The sequence below is a fragment of the Isoptericola dokdonensis DS-3 genome (assembly GCF_001636295.1).
Lineage (GTDB): Bacteria > Actinomycetota > Actinomycetes > Actinomycetales > Cellulomonadaceae > Isoptericola > Isoptericola dokdonensis.
The window spans coordinates 258,039-276,206 of the sequence record NZ_CP014209.1; the positions used below are offsets into that span (position 1 = coordinate 258,039).

Genomic DNA, 18,168 nt, shown 5'->3' on the forward strand with positions numbered 1-18,168 from the left:
GTGCCCGCACTGCCCGAGGGCGAGGCCGTCCCCGCCGACGGCTCGCTGCCCCCGTCCGTCGCCGGCCCCCGGCCGTTGAACCGCGCGCGCAGCAGCGGGTTCGGCGTGTACGTGCACGTCCCGTTCTGCACGGTGCGCTGCGGCTACTGCGACTTCAACACGTACACCGCGTCCGAGCTCGGCGGCGGGGCGTCGCAGGTGGAGTACGCCTCCACGGCGCTGCGCGAGGTCGGTCTCGCGCAGCGGGTCCTCGCGGACGCCGGGCTGGGCGACCGCCCCGTGTCGACGGTGTTCTTCGGCGGCGGCACCCCGACGATGCTGCCCGCCGCCGACCTCGCACGGATCCTGGTCGGGGTGCGCGACGCGTGGGGGCTCGCCCCCGGCGCCGAGGTCACCACGGAGGCCAACCCCGACTCGGTGACGCCGGAGTCGCTGGCCGTGCTCGCCGAGGCCGGGTTCACGCGGGTGTCGTTCGGCATGCAGTCGGCGGTGCCGCACGTGCTGGCCACCCTGGAGCGCACCCACGACCCGGCGCGCATCCCCGACGTCGTGCGCTGGGCGCGCGAGGCCGGCCTCGACGTCTCCCTCGACCTCATCTACGGCACGCCGGGGGAGTCGCTGGACGACTGGCGCGCCTCGGTCGAGACGGCGCTCGCCACGGGCGTGGACCATGTCTCGGCGTACGCGCTCGTCGTCGAGCCGGGCACGAAGATGTTCGCCCAGGTGCGCCGCGGGCAGGTCGCCCTGCCCGACGAGGACGACCAGGCCGCCAAGTACGAGCTCGCCGACGACCTGCTCACCGCCGCCGGGCTCGGCTGGTACGAGGTCTCGAACTGGGCGCGCGGGCCCGAGCACGCGTGCCGCCACAACCTCGCCTACTGGCGCGGCGACGACTGGTGGGGCATCGGGCCGGGCGCCCACTCCTACGTCGGCGCCGCCGACGGCGGGTCGCAGGACGGCGAGGCCGCCGTGGCCGGGGTGCGCTGGTGGAACGTCAAGCACCCGCGGCGCTACGCCGCGCTGCTGGAGGACGACCGGTCACCGGGTGCGGGGCGCGAGCTGCTGACGACGAGCGAGGCGCACCTCGAGCGCGTGATGCTCGGGGTGCGCCTCGCCGAGGGCCTCGACCTGGACGTCCTGGACGCCGCCGGCCGGCGTGCGGTGGCCGGTCAGGTCGCGCGCGGCCTGCTCGACGGCGCCGCGGCGATCCACGGCCGGGCCGTGCTCACGCGCCGCGGACGCCTGCTCGCCGACGCCGTCGTCCGCGACCTGACGGCCTGAGCCCGGCGCCCCCGTGGTGGGGGCACCGGGCCCGGGCCGTGGGTGCGGTCAGCGGATGAAGCGGATCGTCAGCGGGTAGCGGTACCACTCCTGCCGCGAGCACGCGACGGCCGCCAGGATGGCGAACACGATCGAGCACACCCAGACGGCGAAGAACGTGAAGAACCCGATCACGACGAACATCAGGACGAAGCTGACGACGTAGCCGATCGCCAGGGTGATCTGGAAGTTCAGCGCCTCCTTGCCCTGGTCGTCGAGGTAGCGGCTGCGCTCGCGGTACACGAGCCAGATGATCAGCGGCACCAGGAAGCTGAGGAACACCCCGCCGAGGTGCGCGAAGATCGCCCACGTGCGCTCCTCGGACGGGCTCACCGTCGCGGGGCCGTAGCCGTACGGGGGCTGGCCGCCGGGCTGCTGGCCGTACGGCGGCTGCGGCTGGCCGTAGCCCTGCGGGCCGGGCTGCGCGTACGGGTCCGGCTGGGCGCCGGGGGCCGGCTGGGTGTACGGGTCCGGCTGGGCGCCGGGGGCCGGCTGGGCGTACGGGTCCGGCTGCTCGCCGGCCGGCCGCGGGTCCTCGGGCTCCGGGGTGCCGGGAGTCTGCTGGGACATGGCTGCTCCTTCGTCGGGCGGACGGCGGTCAGTGGACCAGCCGCAGGGTGAACGGGTAGCGGTAGAGCTCGTGCCGGTTGACGGCGACGGCCGCGAGGATCGCCAGGACGAGCGCGGCGATCCACACGACGGCCAGCAGCACCGAGCCGACGGCGGCGAAGAGCCAGCCGATCAGCGGGATGTCGCCGAGGACGTTGCGCAGCACCAGGCCCACGGCGGACGCGACGAGGACGCCGATCTGGAAGTTCAGCGCCTCCTTCGCCTGGTCGGCCACGTAGGCGCTGCGGTCGCGCAGCGCGATCCAGATCACCAGGGGTGCGAGCACGCCGAGCAGCCCGACGCTGAGGGCGGCGACGATCAGCGGGCCGACGTGGGCGAAGATCGCCCACATGCGCTCGTCGGAGCGGGACAGCGGCCGGGGCGCGGGCGCCGGGGCCGGGGAGCTCTGCGTCATGTCCTCATCCTGACAGAGCAGGAGGTTGTCCGGAATGTCGGCCCGCAGGCCGGGCTCCGGTGGCGGACCTCGGCGCGCCGTCCGAGAGTGGTGACGCAGGCCCACGACCAGGAGGAACGATGAGCCAGAACACGCCGACCCCGCCGCCGGAGCCGACCGACCCGTCCGGTCAGGGGCAGCCGCCGCGACAGCCGGCGCCCTCCGAGCCTCCCGCGCAGCCGTACCGGGAGCCGAGCGGCGTCTACCAGCAGCCCGGCGAGCCGCACCAGCAGCAGCCGTCGTACGAGACCTACCAGCAGCCGGTGGGCGAGCGGCCGGTCGGCGACCAGCCGATCTACGCCGCCGCGGCGAGCTCGGCCGCCGACGTGGCGCGCAACGACACCAAGGGCTTCTTCGGCGCGCTCTTCGACTACTCGTTCATGACCTACGTGACGCCGAAGGTCGTCAAGATCGTCTACATCATCGCGACGGTCCTCATCGCGCTCGGCTGGCTGATCGCGCTGGTCGCCGCGTTCAACTACAGCGTCTGGTCCGGGATCCTGTTCCTGCTGTTCGGCTGGATCCTGGCGCTGGTCTACCTGGCGCTCGTGCGCATCACCCTGGAGTTCTACCAGGCGATCGTCTCGGTCTCGGAGAAGGTCAACCGCTACGCGCAGCGTGACGGGATGGTCTGACGCGCCTCAGGCCGTCACGAAGTCGATGAGCTCCTCGACCCGGCCCAGCAGGGCCGGGTCGAGGTCGCGGTAGTCGCGCACCGTCCCCAGGATCCGCTGCCAGGCCCGGCCGACGTCCTGGGTGGAGGCCGCGGGCCAGCCGAGCTCGCGCAGGATGCCGCGCTTCCACTCGGTGCCGCGCTCGATCGTCGGCCACGCCGTCAGGCCCACCCGGGCGGGCTTCACCGCCTGCCACACGTCGACGTAGGGGTGCCCGAGCACCAGCACGGTGCCGGACGCGACGGTGCGCAGGGCGTCGTCGGCGATCCGTCGCTCCTTCGACCCGGGCACCAGGTGGTCGACGAGCACGCCGACGCGGCGGTCGGGCGTCGGCGCGAACTCGGCGAGGGCCTCGGCCAGGTGGTCGACGCCGTCGAGCATCTCCACGACGACCCCCTCGACGCGCAGGTCGTCGCCCCACACCTTCTCGACGAGCTCAGCGTCGTGCTTGCCCTCCACCCAGATGCGCGAGCCGCGGGCCACGCGGGCGCGGGCGCCGTGCACGGCCACCGACCCGGAGGCGGTGCGCGTCGGTGCGGCGGGCGCTCGGGACGTCACGGGGGCGGTGAGCTCGACCGGCTTCCCCTCGACCCAGAACCCGGGGCCGAGCGGGAACGAGCGGGTACGGCCGCGCCGGTCCTCCAGCACCACCAGGTGCACGCCCCCGGACTTCTCGACCCGGACGACGGCGCCCACCCAGCCGGTCTGCACCTCCTCGACGACGAGGCCCTGCTCCGCAGCACGCGGCTGCGAGGTGGGGCGCGCCCGGTGGTGCGCCGACCCGGACGGGCCAGGGCCGGGCGCGGAGGACAGGACGTCGGAGCCGTAGCGGTCGTGCACGGCCGCGAGCCTACGGAGCGGACGGCGGCCCGTGCGCGACCGACACACCCTCCGACGACGGCGACCCGGCGGACCCCGTCGTGCGGGCGAGGACGGCGGCCTCGGTGCGGCTGGTCACGCCGAGCTTGCGCAGGATCGCCGAGACGTGCACCGACGCCGTCTTGCGGGAGATGAAGAGGCGCTCGGCCACCTGGCCGTTCGTCAGGCCCTGCGCGACGAGGTCGAGCACCTGGACCTCCCGTTCGGTGAGGCTCGCCAGGCCCTCGGCCGGTGCGGCGCTCGGCCGGGCCCGCCGGGCGAGGAGCCCGGCGTCGTCGAGCAGGGCGGTCGCCCGGGTCGTCACGAGCCCGGCCCCGATCTCCTCGCCCGCCTCGACGGCGGCGGTCAGCAGCCCCCGCGCGGCCGACCTGTCGTCGGCGTCGAGGTGCGCCTCACCGTCCCGCAGCAGGGCGTACGGGCGCAGGTGGGCCGGCGCACCGTCCACCACGTCGAGCGCCGCGACCGCCGACCACGGCGCGTCACCCAGCTCGGCGGCGAACACCGTCGCCCAGACGCCGCGGGTGGGCCACGACACGGCCGCGAGCGCCGCCCGGTACGGGGCGTCGTCGACCGGCCTGCCTTGGGCGCGGGCCTGCGCCACCGCGCGCGCGGCGACCACCAGCACCGTCAGGGCGTAGGCGCCGGTCAACCGGCCGGGGTCGAGCGCGGGGGAGACCAGGTCCAGGGCCTCGTCGACGTCGCCCCGCTCGAGGGCCAGCTCGGCCAGGGTCGCGCGCACCCGCGCCCGGACCTGCATCTCGATGCGGTCGTGCCGCAGCCACTGCGCCCGGTACCGGCGGCCCATCGACTGGGCCCGCTCGCCGTCGCCGCGCCACAGCGTGAGCCACGTCCACCGCTCGGTGAGGTAGACGGCGAACTGGCTGGGAGCCACGAGCGGCACGGACCGTTCGTACCAGGCGGCTGCCTCGTCCCAGCGACCGAGCCCGATGAGGGCCTCGGCCACGTTGCCCTCGAGCATCGCGAGGCTGCCCCAGCCCGCGCCGCGGGCCCGCGCGAGGTCCGCCCCCGCGGATGCGAGGGCCCGTGCCCGTTCGAACTCGCCGAGCTTGACGTGCTGGTCGGACATGTTGGTGTGGAAGCGGCTGATCGCGTCCCAGTCGTCGCCCGCCAGCCGCCGCGACGCGGCGAGGTCGTCGACGCCGGCGAGGTCTCCGGCGTCGACACGGGCCACCCCGCGGGTGTTGAGCAGCACCGCCTCCAGCGCGCGGTCGCCGGTACCCCGGGCGGCGTCCAGCCCGCGGTCGGCGGCGTCGACCGCGACGGCGTGGTCGCCGTCGAGCATCGCGGTGCGGGCCTTGAGCCGCAGCAGGGGCCCCAGCGTGCCGAGGTCGTCCGGCGGTGCGGTCGCGAGGGCCTCGTCGAGCAGGGCGCGGCCCGCGTCGTCGCCGGTGCGCAGCGTGTGCACGGCCACCTGCCCGAGGGTGCTGGCCCGCCCGGCGGGGTCGTCGGCGGGCCACTCGGCGAGGGCCTGGCGCGTCAGGGCGAGGGCGCGGTCCAGCAGGCTCGCGGAGTGCTGCGCCTCGGCCACCGCGAGGAGGAGGTCGTGGTGGGTCGTCCCGGTGAGCCGCTCGGCATCGGGCACGAGGTCCCACATCTCGAGGGCGCGCTCGCCGAGCGCGACCGCCGTCGACGACGCGGCGTCGTGCCCCGCGGCCGCCTGGGCGGCCACGGCGGCCGCCAGCGCGCGGTCGGGCAGGTGGGCGTGCCACCAGTGGTCGGCGATCTCGGCGAGCCGGGGCACGGTCGCGGGCAGCCCCGCCAGCGCCTCGGCGTACGCGGTGTGCAGCCGCCGCCGCTCGGACGGCAGCAGCTCCTCGGCGACCGCCTCCTGCAGCAGGGCGTGCCGGAACCGGTAGCCGTCGGCCTCGGCGACGAGCACGACGGCGTCCACGGCCTCCCGCACGGCGGGCTCCGCGGTGGCGAGCGCGTCCTCGCCGAGCACGGCGGCGAGCAGGTCCAGCGACGCGCGCTGACCTGCCGCGGCGACGGTGCGGCACAGCGCCTGCGCCTCGGGCGACAGCTGGGAGTAGCGCACCAGCAGGACGTCGCGCAAGGACAGCGGCAGGTCGTCGCCGAGGCAGCAGGCGAGCTCCTCCACGTAGAACGGGACCCCGCCGGAGCGCTCGACGAGCTCGGCCAGGGCGACCCCGTCCGCACCGCCCCGCGGGTCGACGGCCCGGGCCAGCGCCGCGACCTCGTCCGCGCCCAGCGGGCCGACCTCCAGCCGGGCGGCGAGCCGGGCCCGGTCGAGCTCCGCGAGCGTCGTGCGCAGCGGGTGCCGCCGTCCGACGTCGTCGCTGCGGAACGTCGCGACGACGGCCAGCGCCGAGGTGCGGGCCGCGCGCGCCAGCCGGACCAGGGTCGAGCGGGTCGCGTCGTCCGACCAGTGCAGGTCCTCCAGCACGACGACGACCGGCCGCCCGGAGGCCACCGTGGACAGCAGGTCGGCCAGCACCTCCGGGCCGCGACCGCTCGCGACGCCCGGCCGCTGGGCGACGAGCCCCGGCACGATCGCGCCGAGGGCGTCCGCCGCCGGGCCCGCGGCCGCCAGGACGTCGTCGGCGCCGAGGGCGTCGACGAGGTCCCGCACGACGCCCTCCAGGCCGGCGTAGGGGACGGGACCGGAACCGGAGTCGGCGCACTGCCCACGGGCGACCAGGACGTCGCCGTCGAGGCTCGCGAGGACCTCCGCGACGAGCCGCGTCTTGCCGATCCCGGCCTCGCCGGACACGACGACCGTGCCGCCGGCGCCGCCGCGGGCGTCGTCCACCACACGGCGCAGCGTGGCGAGCTCGGCGTCACGGCCGACGAGCGGTGCAGGGTCCGGTGCCATGCGGACATCGTGCCAGGCGGCGCCCGCCCCGGACCCACCGGGACGGGCGTCGTCGGCCGCCACGCGGCCCGGTGCGTCGGTGACGGTCACGCGGTGCGGTGCGTCGCGCCGGGACGCAGCGCGTCGAGCAGACGGGACCACCGGGCCCGCGCGCCCGCGAGCACCGGCACGGCCGGGCGGTCGGCGGCGAGGCGCTCGCGGGCGCGGCGCACCTGCTCGGCGCGGGCGACCAGCTCGGCCTCGCGCAGGCGGTGGTCGGTCAGGTGCTCCCAGTGGTCCATGTCAGGCTCCTCGGCCGGTGCGGCGGCGGGCCGGTCGGTCCGTCGAGATCCAGGTTCGCGCCGTGAGGTAGGCGACCGGATCGGGCAGGTCACCGGTTCTGCGGCGCGGGTCCGGGCCTCGGTGGCGCCTGAGGTACCTCAGGTCGCCGGGGCGTCCTCCGCGGCCGTGCTCGGGACGCGTAGGATGGCACTCAGCAACGGAGAGTGCTAAGACGGCACGGGGTGCGACGACGGGAGGGACGTCCGGTGAGCGAGGAACGCAGGCTCGAGGTGCTGCGCGCCATCGTCGAGGACTACGTCACGACGCGGGAGCCCGTGGGCTCGCGCATGCTCACCGAGCGGCACCGGCTCGGCGTCTCGCCCGCCACCATCCGCAACGACATGGCGGCGCTGGAGGAGGCGGGCTACATCGCCCAGCCCCACACGTCCGCCGGCCGGGTCCCCACGGACGCCGGCTACCGGTTGTTCGTCGACCGGCTCGCCGAGGTGCGGCCCCTCAACGTGCCGCAGAAGCGCGCCATCGAGACCTTCCTGTCCGAGGCGGTCGACCTCGACGACGTGCTGTCCCGGGCCGGGCGGCTCATCGCCCAGCTCACCGGCCAGGTCGCGGTCGTGCAGTACCCGTCGCTGCGGCGCTCGGGTCTGCGCCACCTGGAGCTCGTGCCGGTCGCCGTGGGCCGCATCCTCGTCGTCGTCATCACCGACACGGGGCGCGTCGAGCAGCGGTTCTGCGAGCTGCCCGTCGGCCCCGACGGGGCGGAGGTCGGCCCGGGTCTCGACGAGGCCGGGCTGGGCGAGCTGCGGGCGCGGTTCAACGCGGCGGCCGCGGGCAAGCGGCTCGCCGACCTGCCGGCCGCGTTCGACGCGCTCGTGCGGGCCACCGGGCCGGAGCTCGGCGGGGTCGCGCGCGCCGTCGCCGACCTCGTCGTCGACACCCTCGACACCGAGACCGAGGAGCGCGTCGTGCTCGCCGGCACCGCGAACCTCGCCCGCTCCGGGACGACCTTCGAGCTCGGGCTGCGGCCCGTGCTGGAGGCCCTGGAGGAGCAGGTGGTGCTGCTGGGCCTGCTCACCGAGATGACCGGCGACGGCGTCGAGGTCCGCATCGGGCACGAGAACCGCCTCGACGGGCTGGCCGAGGCCAGCGTCGTCGCCACCGGGTACGGCAGCGAGGGCGACACCATCGCCACGCTCGGCTCCATCGGCCCGACCCGGATGGACTACCCCGCCACGATGGCCTCGGTGCGGGCCGTGGCCCGCTATCTCTCCCGCGTCCTGCCGGGCTGACCCCGGCGTCCCCTGACCACACCTCGCACGTCACCGAAGAGAGACCTGTGACCGACTACTACGAGATCCTCGGCGTCGAGCGCGACGCCACGCCCGAGCAGATCAAGAAGGCCTACCGCCGGCTCGCCCGCGAGCTGCACCCGGACGTCGCGGGTGCCGAGGGCGAGGAGAAGTTCAAGGACGTCGCCCGGGCCTACGAGGTCCTGTCCCACCGCGAGAAGCGCGAGCAGTACGACATGGGCGTCGACCCGACGGCGCCCGGCGGCGGCGCGGGCGGCGGCTTCGGCCAGGGCTTCGGCTTCCAGGACATCTTCGAGACGTTCTTCGGCGGCGGCGGCCAGGCGGCCGGGCCGGTGCCGCGCGCCCGCCGCGGCCAGGACGCCCTCGTCCGCCTGGACATCGACCTGGTCGAGGCGACGTTCGGCGCCAAGCGCGAGCTCCAGGTCGACACCGCCGTCGTGTGCGGCACCTGCGGCGGCAAGGGCTGCCGGCCCGGCACCGACCTGCAGACCTGCGTGGCCTGCCACGGCCGCGGCAACGTCCAGCGGGTCGCGCGGTCGTTCCTCGGCCAGGTCATGACGACGGCGCCCTGCGACGTCTGCAAGGGCTTCGGCACGATCATCCCCGAGCCGTGCGCCGAGTGCTCCGGCGACGGGCGCGTGCGCTCGCGCCGCACCCTGACGGTCAACGTCCCCGCGGGCGTCGACACGGGCACCCGGATCAAGCTGACCTCGCAGGGCGAGGTCGGTCCCGGCGGCGGCCCCGCCGGCGACCTGTACGTCGAGATCCGCGAGAAGCCGCACGAGGTGTTCGTCCGGCGCGGCGACGACCTGCACTGCACGCTGCCCGTGCCGATGACGGCCGCCGCGCTCGGCACCGTGCTCGAGCTCGACACCCTCGACGGCGCCCAGGAGATCGACCTGCGGCCCGGCACCCAGCCCGGCCAGGTCGTCACGCTCAAGGGGCTCGGCGTCGGGCACCTGCACGGCAACGGCCGCGGCGACCTCAACGTGCACGTCGAGGTCCAGGTCCCGACGGCCCTCGACGACGAGCAGGTCGAGGTGCTGCGCAACCTCGCCCGCCTGCGCGGCGAGGAGCGGCCCGAGCCGCGGCTCGCCGCCGCCCACCCGGGCGTGTTCTCCCGGCTGCGGGACAAGTTCAGCGGCCGCTGACGTGAGCGCACCGGTGTTCCTCGCCGACGACGGCACCACCTCCGGTGTCGTCGTCGGCGACGTCTACACCCTCGGTGGCCCCGAGGGTCGGCACGCGAGCGTCGTCCAGCGGCGCGAGCCGGGCGAACGGGTCGACGTCGTCGACGGGGCCGGCACCCGCCTGTGCGGGATCGTCGCCGCGACCGGGCCGGGCGAGCTGCGGCTGCAGGTCGCCGAGGTCGTCGTCGAGCCCGCGCCCGACGTCGTGCTGACCCTCGTCCAGGCGCTCGCCAAGGGCGACCGCGACCACCAGGCGGTCGAGGCCGCCGTCGAGGTCGGGATCGACGCCGTCGTGCCGTGGCAGGCGGACCGATCGGTCGTCGTCTGGCGGGGGCCGCGGGCCGAGAAGGCGCGGTCGCGGTGGGACGCGCTCGTGCGCGCCGCCGTCAAGCAGTCCCGACGCGCCTGGCTGCCGCCCGTCGCCGAGCACCTCACGACGACCCGCCTCGCCGCGCGCACCGCCGACGTCGTCGCCGCGGGTGGCGCCGTCGTCGTCCTGCACGAGGAGGCCACGACGCCGCTCGCCGACGTGGTGCTGCCCGCCCCCGCGGCGCCCGGCGCCCCCGCACCCGAGCTGCTCGTGGTGGTGGGGCCCGAGGGCGGGATCTCCGCCACCGAGCTCGAAGCGCTCGTCGCGGCCGGGGCGGTGGCCGCCCGGCTCGGGCCGCACGTGCTGCGCACCTCCAGCGCCGGGCCCGTGGCCGCGGCGATCCTGTGCGACCGGCTCGGCCGGTGGCGGTAGCGTGGAGCGCATGAGCGACAACGGCAACTCCGACTGCCTGTTCTGCCGGATCGTCGCGGGCGACCTGCCCGCCGACGTGGTGGCGACCACCGACCGCGTCGTCGCGTTCCGGGACATCGACCCGCAGGCGCCCGTGCACGTCCTCGTGGTGCCGCGCGAGCACCACGGCGACGTCTCCGTGCTCGCCGCTGCCGACCCTGCCCTGCTGGCCGAGGTGGTCGAGGTCGCCGACACGGTCGCGCACGACCTCGCGGACGGCCAGTACCGGTTCATCTTCAACTCCGGCCCCCGCGCGGGCCAGAGCGTCTTCCACGTGCACGGCCACGTCCTGGCCGGCACCCAGCTGGGATGGAGCCCTGCCTGAGCATGTCGTCGTACCCCGCCGCCTCCGACCGGCCGCTGGGCCTGCGCCCCACGGAGCACCAGGCCGAGCATCGCGTCGTCGTCCCGACGCACGTCCCCATGGTGGCGCTGCTGGGCAGCCGTGACGCCGTGCTGCGCGCGGTCGAGGACGGGTTCCCCGGGGTGGACGTCCACGCCCGCGGCAACGAGATCGCCGTGCGCGGCCCGGCCGGCGACGTGGCCGTCGTCTCGCAGCTCCTCGACGAGCTCGTCCAGGTCGTCGAGTCCGGCACGGCGCTGACGCCCGAGGTGGTGTCCCGTTCCGTCGCGATGCTCACCGCCGCGACCGCCCAGCGCCCCGCCGAGGTGCTGACCCACCACATCCTGTCGAGCCGCGGGCGCACCATCCGGCCCAAGACGGTCGGGCAGAAGCACTACGTCGAGGCCATCGACGCGAACACCATCACGTTCGGCATCGGCCCCGCCGGCACGGGCAAGACCTACCTCGCGATGGCGAAGGCCGTGCAGGCGCTCCAGGCCAAGCGCGTCAACCGCATCGTGCTCACGCGTCCGGCGGTCGAGGCGGGGGAGAAGCTGGGCTTCCTGCCCGGCTCGCTGTCCGACAAGATCGACCCCTACCTGCGGCCCCTGTACGACGCGCTGCACGACATGCTCGACCCCGACGCCATCCCGCGGCTCATCGAGTCCGGCACGATCGAGGTCGCCCCGCTGGCGTACATGCGCGGCCGCACCCTCAACTCGTCCTTCATCATCCTCGACGAGGCGCAGAACACCTCCGCCGAGCAGATGAAGATGTTCCTCACCCGGCTCGGCTTCGGCTCGACCATGGTCATCACCGGCGACGCCACCCAGGTCGACCTGCCCGGCGGCACCGCCTCCGGCCTCCAGGTCGTCGAGGACATCCTCACCGGTGTCGACGACGTCGAGTTCTGCCGCCTGACCAGCACCGACGTCGTGCGCCACCGGCTGGTCAGCGACATCGTGGACGCGTACGCCCGCTGGGACTCCGCCCAGCCGGCCGACGACCGACGCCGGGGGACCCGGCACGACCGTGGAGGACACCGGTGAGCGTCGAGGTCAACAACGAGTCGGGGTACGAGGTCGACGAGGCCGAGTTCTCCGCCCTCGCCCGCCACGCGCTCGACGCGCTGCACGTCCACCCCGCCAGCGAGCTGTCGATCGTGTTCGTCGACACCGCGACGATGACGGACCTGCACGTGCGGTGGATGGACGAGCCCGGTCCCACGGACGTCATGTCGTTCCCCATGGACGAGCTGCGCCCCGGCCGCGAGGGCGACCGGACCCCGCCCGGCACGCTCGGCGACATCGTGCTCTGCCCCGAGGTGGCGGTCACCCAGGCCCAGGCCGCCGGGCACTCCACCGCCGAGGAGCTCCTGCTGCTCACGACGCACGGCATCCTGCACCTGCTCGGCTACGACCACGCCGACCCCGACGAGGAGCGCGAGATGTTCGCCCTCCAGCGGCGCCTGCTGCTCACCTTCCTGGCCGGGCGGTGACCCGTGCAGGCTCCTGACGCAGCGCTGTGGGCGCTGCTGGTGGTCGCGCTCGTCGTCTCCGCCCTGCTGAGCGCCGGCGAGGCCGCGGTGACCCGCGTGACCCGCATGTCCCTCGCCGTCGCCCTCGAGGACGGCCCCGACGGCACCCCCGTGCCCGACGCCCGCCGGCGGCGGATCCGGCAGGCGCAGGCGCTGGCCGCGGACCCGCGCGCAGCCGGGTCGTTCGCGCTCGTGCGCGTCCTGGCCGAGACCCTCGCCGTGGCGGCCGTCGCGCTGCTGCTCGCGCACTGGTTCGGCGGCTGGTGGGAGACGCTGCTCGCCGTCGCCGTGGTCGGCCTCGTCGCGGGCGTCCTGCTGGTCCGGCTGAGCCCGCGCACCTGGGCGTACCACCGGCCGACCCGCGCGCTCGTCGCGCTCGCCGGCCCGCTGACCGCCGTGCACCGGGCCGTCGCCTGGGTGCCGCGCCGCAACCTCGCCGACTCCGGCGCGCCCGAGGGTGACGAGCTGCGCGACATGGCCGACCGGGTCCGGGAGAACGAGGCCATCGAGGCCACCGAGCGCGAGCTGCTGCGCTCCGCCCTCGAGCTGGGCGGCACGCTCGCCCGCGAGGTCATGGTGCCCCGCACCGACATGGTCTCGACGTCCGCCACCACGCCCCTGCACAAGGCGATGCGGCTGTTCCTGCGCTCCGGGTTCTCCCGGGTGCCGGTCGTGGGCCGCACCGTCGACGACCTCGTCGGCGTCGCCTACCTCAAGGACGTCGCCCGGCGGCTCGACCACGACCCGTCGGCCGCCGACCTGCCCGTCGCGGAGATCACCCGCGAGGCCATGTTCGTGCCCGAGTCGAAGCCCGCCGACGACCTGCTCCGCGAGATGCAGACGCGCCGGTCCCACATCGCCGTCGTCGTCGACGAGTACGGCGGCGTCGCGGGCCTGGTGACGGTCGAGGACATCATCGAGGAGCTCGTCGGCGAGCTCACCGACGAGCACGACGTCGCGCCCGAGCCGGAGCCCGAGGACCTCGGCGACGGCGTGTGGCGGGTGCCCGCCCGCCTCCCCGTCGACGAGCTCGGCGAGCTGTTCGACCTGCGGCTCGACGACGACGACGTGGACACCGCGGGCGGACTGCTCGCCAAGGCGCTCGGCAAGGTGCCGCTCGCCGGCTCGACGGCCGACGTCGGGCCCCTGCGGCTGGAGGCGGAGCACGTCGAGGGCCGGCGCAAGCAGCTCGCGAGCCTGCTCGTCCACCGCACCGTACGCTCAGGAGCGGACGAGGACCTCGTGCCGCACGACCAGAAGGACGACGCATGACCCACGACGACACCCCGCACCGGTCCGGTTTCGCCTGCCTGGTGGGCCGGCCGAACGTCGGCAAGTCCACCCTGACCAACGCGCTGGTCGGGGACAAGGTGGCCATCATGTCCGCCCGCCCGCAGACCACCCGGCACACGATCCGCGGCATCGTGCACCGCGAGGACGCCCAGCTCGTCCTGGTGGACACCCCGGGCCTGCACCGCCCGCGCACCCTCCTGGGCGAGCGCCTCAACGCGCTCGTCGCGGACACCCTCAGCGAGGTCGACGTCGTCGCGTTCTGCCTGCCCGCCGACCAGAAGATCGGCCCCGGCGACAAGTACATCGCCACCCAGCTGGCACCCCTCATGGAGGGTCGCCGGGCGGTGCCCGTGGTCGCCGTCGTGACGAAGTCCGACCTCGTGGACCGGGGCACGCTGGCCGAGCACCTCATCGCCGTCGACCAGCTCGCGCAGTCGATGGACCGCGACTGGTCCGCCATCGTCCCGGTCTCCGCCAAGGGTGGCTTCCAGGTCGCCGAGCTGACGGACGTCCTGGTGGCGCACCTGCCCGAGGGGCCCGACATGTACCCCGACGGGGAGCTCACCGACGAGCCCGAGGAGACGATGATCGCCGAGCTCGTGCGCGAGGCCGCCCTCGAGGGCGTCCGTGACGAGCTCCCGCACTCCCTGGCCGTCGTCGTCGACGAGATCGTCGAGCGGGAGGGTACGGGCGACCCGGACAAGGGCCGTCCGCCGCTGCTCGACGTCCGCGTGCACCTGTTCGTGGAACGCGAGAGCCAGAAGGGCATCATCATCGGCAAGGGCGGCGCCCGGCTGCGCGAGGTCGGCTCGGTCGCCCGCGAGGGCATAGAGAAGCTGCTCGGCACGCGCATCTACCTCGACCTGCACGTCAAGGTCGCCAAGGACTGGCAGCGCGACCCCAAGCAGCTCCAGCGCCTGGGGTTCTGACCGGAGTAGCATCCGACGAGTGGTGCTCCGGACCTTCGCCACCAGCGTCGCCCTGCTGGTCGGCCTCGCCGTGGTGGGCTCCGTGGCCGGGCCCCAGTGGGATCCCCGCCCCGTGAGCGACCACCTCGTGCCCGCGACCGCCGACACGACCGTCCAGGTCAGCGCCGACGGGCGGGCCGTGCCCGACGTCGGCGCCGTGGGGGACCACGCGGTGCGCACCACCCGGGTCACGATCGCCCTCGACGGGGCCACCGTCGACGGGGTGCTGCGCCGTCCCCTCGACTCCGACGGCGACGTGCTGGCCGACCGTCCCGGCGTGGTGTTCGTCCACGGCGCCGGGACCGGCAGCTCGGCGGAGGCGTTCGTCGACACCGCCGACCTGCTCGCGAGCGCCGGGGTCGTGACGCTCGTCCCCGACAAGCGGCTGGACACGTACTCCACCCGCGAGCGGGACTACGAGCACATGGCGCTCGACTACCAGCGGTCGGTCGACCTGCTGCGCACCGTCGAGGGCGTCGACCCGGGACGGGTCGGGGTGTACGGCGAGTCCGAGGGCACGTGGATCGCGCCCGTCATGCAGGTGGACGACCCCGCGATCGCCTTCACCGTGCTCGTCTCGGCGCCGATCGTGCCGCCGCGGGAGCAGGCCGCGTACGCCGTCGACAGCTACCTGCGCAACACCCAGGTCCCCGACCAGCTCTTCCGGGCGATCCCGCGGGCGGTCGGCATGCAGTTCCCCGGCGGAGGGTTCGGCTACGCCGACTTCGACGTGCGGCCCTGGCTCGAGCGGCAGAGCGCCCCCGTGCTCGTCGTCTACGGCACCGCCGACCCGTCCATGCCCGTCGAGCAGGGCGCCCGGATCGTGCTGTCCGACACCGCCGTCAGCCCCGAGCCTGCCCCCGTGACCGTCCGCTACTACGGCGGTGCGAACCACGGCATCCGGCTCGCCCCCGCCGACCATCCCGGCAACGACCCCGAGCACCCGTCGCCCCTGCACCCCGACTTCCCGCGGGACCTGGCCGCCTGGGTCCAGGGGCTGCCCGCGACGGGCACCGCCGAGCCCACGGTCGCGGGGGCCACCCCGGACCAGCTCTACCTCGCCGCCCCGGTGCCCCGGCCCGGATGGTGGGGCAACGGTGACGTCGTCGTGGTGGCGGTGGTCGGCGGCGCGGCGCTCGTCCTCGGTGGGCTCACGCTGCTCGGCGCGGTCTCGGGGTGGCGCGCCCTCGGTCGGCGGCGGGACCGCCCGGCGCCGGCGCCGGCCGCCCCCGGGATCGCCGCACCGCTCGGCGTGCTCGGCCTGGCGTCCGTCGCCACGACCGTCGTGCTCGCCGTGTACCTCATGCTCGTGGCCCGCCTCGCCCTCGACTACGAGAAGAACGCGCTCGTCGTGCAGGGAGGCTGGGTCACCGTCCGGGTGCTCGGGCTCGTCGCCGTCGTGGCGGGTTCCGTGCTGCTCCTGCGGGCCGCGCGCGTGCGCGCCGAACGGCGCGCAGGCCGCGACTCGGCCGTGGCCCGCGGTGGCGTCGCTCACGTCGGTGTGTGGGCCGTCGGGCTCGGATCGGCGTCCCTGCTGGTCACCCTCGCGTACTGGGGCGTGTTCCAGCTCGGCATCTGAGCGCTCCTCGGAGCGGTGACCTGACGTCGCGTCCGTCATCGGGTAGAAACGTTCCCGGTCGGTCCCGGCCACGGTCGTCGACACCGAGGAGTCACCGCACATGTCCGAGGTTGCTGCCGCCGAGCGACGCTCACCCTTCGACGGGGTGCCCGCGAGCGAGGTCGTGCGCGACGTCGTCGCGGCCGTCGCCCTGCTCGTGGCGCTCCCGCTGCCGTGGGACGTGCTGCGCCGCGGCAGCGACCTGCTGTGGGTCGTCCTGGCCACCCTGCTCGCCCTCGTCGTCGTGGCCGCGCCCTACGCGCGCCGGGCGGGGGTGCTCACCGGCGGCTGGCTCCGCCTCGCCGAGCCGTCCACCCGGCGCTGGGGGCTCGCCCCGTACGCGCTCGTCACCGTGCTGTACCTCGTCCTCGACGTCGTCCGCAGCGAACCGGGCGCCGGTGCCGTCGGTCCGGGCCTGGCGCTCGGCCTCGCCGGTGTCACGCTCGCGGCCGCGTTCCCTGGGACGCGTCCCGTCGTGGTCGTCGCCGGGGTCGTCGCCGTGGGAGCCGTGCTCACCCCCGTGCTGGGCCTCGTCGACGGCGCGCCCTGGACCTCCACCCTGGGCTCGGTGCTCGGAGCCGCCTTCGTGCTCGGTGTGCTGTGGCTGACGGTGCGTCGCTTCGTGCGCGGCGACGACGCCTCCGGGACCGTGCTCGTGGGCCTCGGCCTGGTGGTCGCCCTCGAGCTCGCCGTGCTCGGCGGCGCCCTGGAGCACCGCTGGCTCGAGTCCGTGCACGGCAACCGGTTCGGGCTGTTCCTCCTGCCCGTGATCGCGGCCGCCGCGCTGCCCGAGATGCTCGAACGAGCGCGCCGGCACGACGGCGAGCCGCAGTCCGAGACGGCCGCCCGCTGGGTGCGGGTCGCCGTGCAGGCGCTCGAGATCATGATCGTCTCCGCCGGGTTCGTGGGGCTGGTCGCCCTCGTCCAGCTCGTCGGCGGGGCGTCGGCCGGCAACCTCGTCCAGCTCGTGCTGCGTCTCGTCGTCGGCGTCCTCGTCGCGCTGGTCGCGTTCCTCGCGCGGCGGGCGCTGCTGCGCGACCCGCGGGCGGGTCACGCCACGGCCGTGGGTGCCGCGTGCGTCGTGGTGGTGCTCGGAGTCGTCATCATCGTCGCGCGCGCCGGGGTCGGGACGGCGTCCCGCGTCGAGGAGCTGCTGCTGGCCCTCGGGCTGCCCGCCCTGGTGCTGGCGGCGCTGCTCGTCCCGCGGGCCGTGCGCGAGCTCGTCGCCGCCGGGTCCGCCGCGTCGGCGACCTCCGCCCCGCAGGGCTACCCGGTGCAGGGTGAGCCGGTGCCGGGCGAGCCCGCCGCGTGGCAGTCCGCCGCGACCGGCGCCACCGCCGTCGTCGAGCCGTCGGCCACCTCGCCCGACCGGACGACGTCCGGCGGGTACGGCGACGATCACGACGTGTCCGGCCGTGAGCACCGTGCGTCGGCCACCTCCGTGCCCGTCCAGGAAGTGTCCGCGCCGGGCCGCCAGGCTCCGGTCCAGCAGGCCCCGGTCCAGCAGGAGCAGGCGCAGCAGCCGGAGGCGGAGCACGCCTCCGCGGCGGCGCAGCCGTCCCGCTGGCGGGGGACGTGGGCGGCGGGCACCGACGCCACGCAGCAGCTCTCTCCCGTGACGGACGAGGCCGCCCGGACGCAGGTGCAGGGCATGGCCCCCGTGCGCGGCACGCAGCCCGTGGCCCGGCCCGACGCCACCCAGGTGCTGGCGCCCGTCGTCGACGAGCCCGGCGCCCGCTGGACCGCCGGGCACGCCCTGGACCCCGCCACCCCGTTGGAGGACCTGGCCGCCATCGTCCAGGAGGCCCCGCACCTGCGCCCGCACGTCGCGGCGAACCCGTCGACCTACCCGGCGCTGCTCGACTGGCTCGGCGCGCTGGGCGACCCCGCCGTCGACGCGGCCCTGCGCTCGCGCCGCTGACTCGCGCCGGACAGCGCTGACTCGCGCCCGACAGCGCTGACTCGCGCCCGACAGCGCTGACTCGCGCCGGGGAGTGCTGACTCGCGCCCGACAGCGCTGACTCGCGCCCGACAGCGCTGACTCGCGCCCGACAGCGCT

At 75.4% G+C, this 18,168-nt stretch carries 17 protein-coding genes; 12 read left to right on the forward strand and 5 right to left on the reverse strand.

Annotated elements, in window-relative coordinates:
- The gene (hemW, locus tag I598_RS01155; protein WP_068200554.1) at window positions 1–1,281 is read left to right on the forward strand and encodes a radical SAM family heme chaperone HemW; all 1,281 of its coding nucleotides are present in this window, start codon (window positions 1–3) and stop codon (window positions 1,279–1,281) included.
- A gap of 48 nt (window positions 1,282–1,329) precedes the next feature.
- On the opposite strand, the gene I598_RS01160 is transcribed toward hemW, so the two are convergent.
- Both I598_RS01160 and I598_RS01165 read right to left on the reverse strand, forming a co-directional pair.
- Complete coding sequence (locus I598_RS01160) at window positions 1,330–1,890, reverse strand: DUF4870 domain-containing protein (protein ID WP_068200556.1); 561 nt, start codon at window positions 1,888–1,890, stop codon at window positions 1,330–1,332.
- A gap of 28 nt (window positions 1,891–1,918) precedes the next feature.
- Complete coding sequence (locus I598_RS01165) at window positions 1,919–2,344, reverse strand: DUF4870 domain-containing protein (protein WP_068200559.1); 426 nt, start codon at window positions 2,342–2,344, stop codon at window positions 1,919–1,921.
- Window positions 2,345–2,463: 119 nt separating this feature from the next.
- On the opposite strand from I598_RS01165, the gene I598_RS17320 reads away from it, so the two are divergent.
- Entirely contained in the window at window positions 2,464–3,018 is a 555-nt protein-coding gene (locus tag I598_RS17320; protein ID WP_083972749.1) for a DUF4282 domain-containing protein, read from the forward strand.
- A gap of 6 nt (window positions 3,019–3,024) precedes the next feature.
- Here I598_RS17320 and I598_RS01175 read toward each other — a convergent pair whose 3' ends face one another.
- The 3 genes from I598_RS01175 to I598_RS01185 all read right to left on the reverse strand — a co-directional run bounded on the left by I598_RS01175 (window position 3,025) and on the right by I598_RS01185 (window position 7,071).
- The gene (locus tag I598_RS01175; protein WP_068204704.1) at window positions 3,025–3,897 is read right to left on the reverse strand and encodes a DUF3097 domain-containing protein; all 873 of its coding nucleotides are present in this window, start codon (window positions 3,895–3,897) and stop codon (window positions 3,025–3,027) included.
- 10 nt (window positions 3,898–3,907) lie between these two features.
- A complete protein-coding gene (locus I598_RS01180; protein WP_157557124.1) occupies window positions 3,908–6,790 on the reverse strand; it encodes a helix-turn-helix transcriptional regulator in 2,883 nt (960 codons plus the stop codon).
- Between the two features lie 86 nt (window positions 6,791–6,876).
- Complete coding sequence (locus I598_RS01185) at window positions 6,877–7,071, reverse strand: hypothetical protein (protein ID WP_068200563.1); 195 nt, start codon at window positions 7,069–7,071, stop codon at window positions 6,877–6,879.
- A 246-nt stretch (window positions 7,072–7,317) separates the two neighbouring features.
- Between I598_RS01185 and hrcA the strand changes: the two genes are divergently transcribed.
- The 10 genes from hrcA to I598_RS01235 all read left to right on the forward strand — a co-directional run bounded on the left by hrcA (window position 7,318) and on the right by I598_RS01235 (window position 18,030).
- Window positions 7,318–8,358, forward strand: a complete 1,041-nt coding sequence (gene hrcA, locus I598_RS01190; protein WP_068200564.1) for a heat-inducible transcriptional repressor HrcA — start codon at window positions 7,318–7,320, stop codon at window positions 8,356–8,358.
- A 47-nt stretch (window positions 8,359–8,405) separates the two neighbouring features.
- The gene (gene dnaJ, locus I598_RS01195; RefSeq protein ID WP_068200565.1) at window positions 8,406–9,530 is read left to right on the forward strand and encodes a molecular chaperone DnaJ; all 1,125 of its coding nucleotides are present in this window, start codon (window positions 8,406–8,408) and stop codon (window positions 9,528–9,530) included.
- A gap of 1 nt (window position 9,531) precedes the next feature.
- Window positions 9,532–10,311, forward strand: a complete 780-nt coding sequence (locus I598_RS01200; RefSeq protein ID WP_068200567.1) for a 16S rRNA (uracil(1498)-N(3))-methyltransferase — start codon at window positions 9,532–9,534, stop codon at window positions 10,309–10,311.
- Window positions 10,312–10,321: 10 nt separating this feature from the next.
- Window positions 10,322–10,675, forward strand: a complete 354-nt coding sequence (locus I598_RS01205; protein ID WP_068200569.1) for an HIT domain-containing protein — start codon at window positions 10,322–10,324, stop codon at window positions 10,673–10,675.
- 2 nt (window positions 10,676–10,677) lie between these two features.
- Complete coding sequence (locus I598_RS01210) at window positions 10,678–11,742, forward strand: PhoH family protein (RefSeq protein ID WP_068200572.1); 1,065 nt, start codon at window positions 10,678–10,680, stop codon at window positions 11,740–11,742.
- Complete coding sequence (ybeY, locus tag I598_RS01215) at window positions 11,739–12,191, forward strand: rRNA maturation RNase YbeY (protein ID WP_068200574.1); 453 nt, start codon at window positions 11,739–11,741, stop codon at window positions 12,189–12,191. Before I598_RS01210 ends, ybeY begins: the two co-directional genes overlap by 4 nt.
- 3 nt (window positions 12,192–12,194) lie before the next feature.
- Window positions 12,195–13,502 carry a hemolysin family protein gene (locus I598_RS01220; protein WP_068200576.1) on the forward strand — a complete coding sequence of 436 codons (1,308 nt, stop codon included), beginning with the start codon at window positions 12,195–12,197 and terminating at the stop codon, window positions 13,500–13,502.
- On the forward strand, window positions 13,499–14,452 hold the full coding sequence (era, locus tag I598_RS01225) for a GTPase Era (RefSeq protein ID WP_068200578.1): 954 nt from the start codon (window positions 13,499–13,501) through the stop codon (window positions 14,450–14,452). Before I598_RS01220 ends, era begins: the two co-directional genes overlap by 4 nt.
- 19 nt (window positions 14,453–14,471) lie before the next feature.
- Window positions 14,472–16,070, forward strand: a complete 1,599-nt coding sequence (locus I598_RS01230) for an alpha/beta hydrolase family protein (RefSeq protein WP_068200581.1) — start codon at window positions 14,472–14,474, stop codon at window positions 16,068–16,070.
- A gap of 100 nt (window positions 16,071–16,170) precedes the next feature.
- Entirely contained in the window at window positions 16,171–18,030 is a 1,860-nt protein-coding gene (locus I598_RS01235; RefSeq protein WP_068200584.1) for a DUF7937 domain-containing protein, read from the forward strand.
- Window positions 18,031–18,168: the final 138 nt, after the last annotated feature.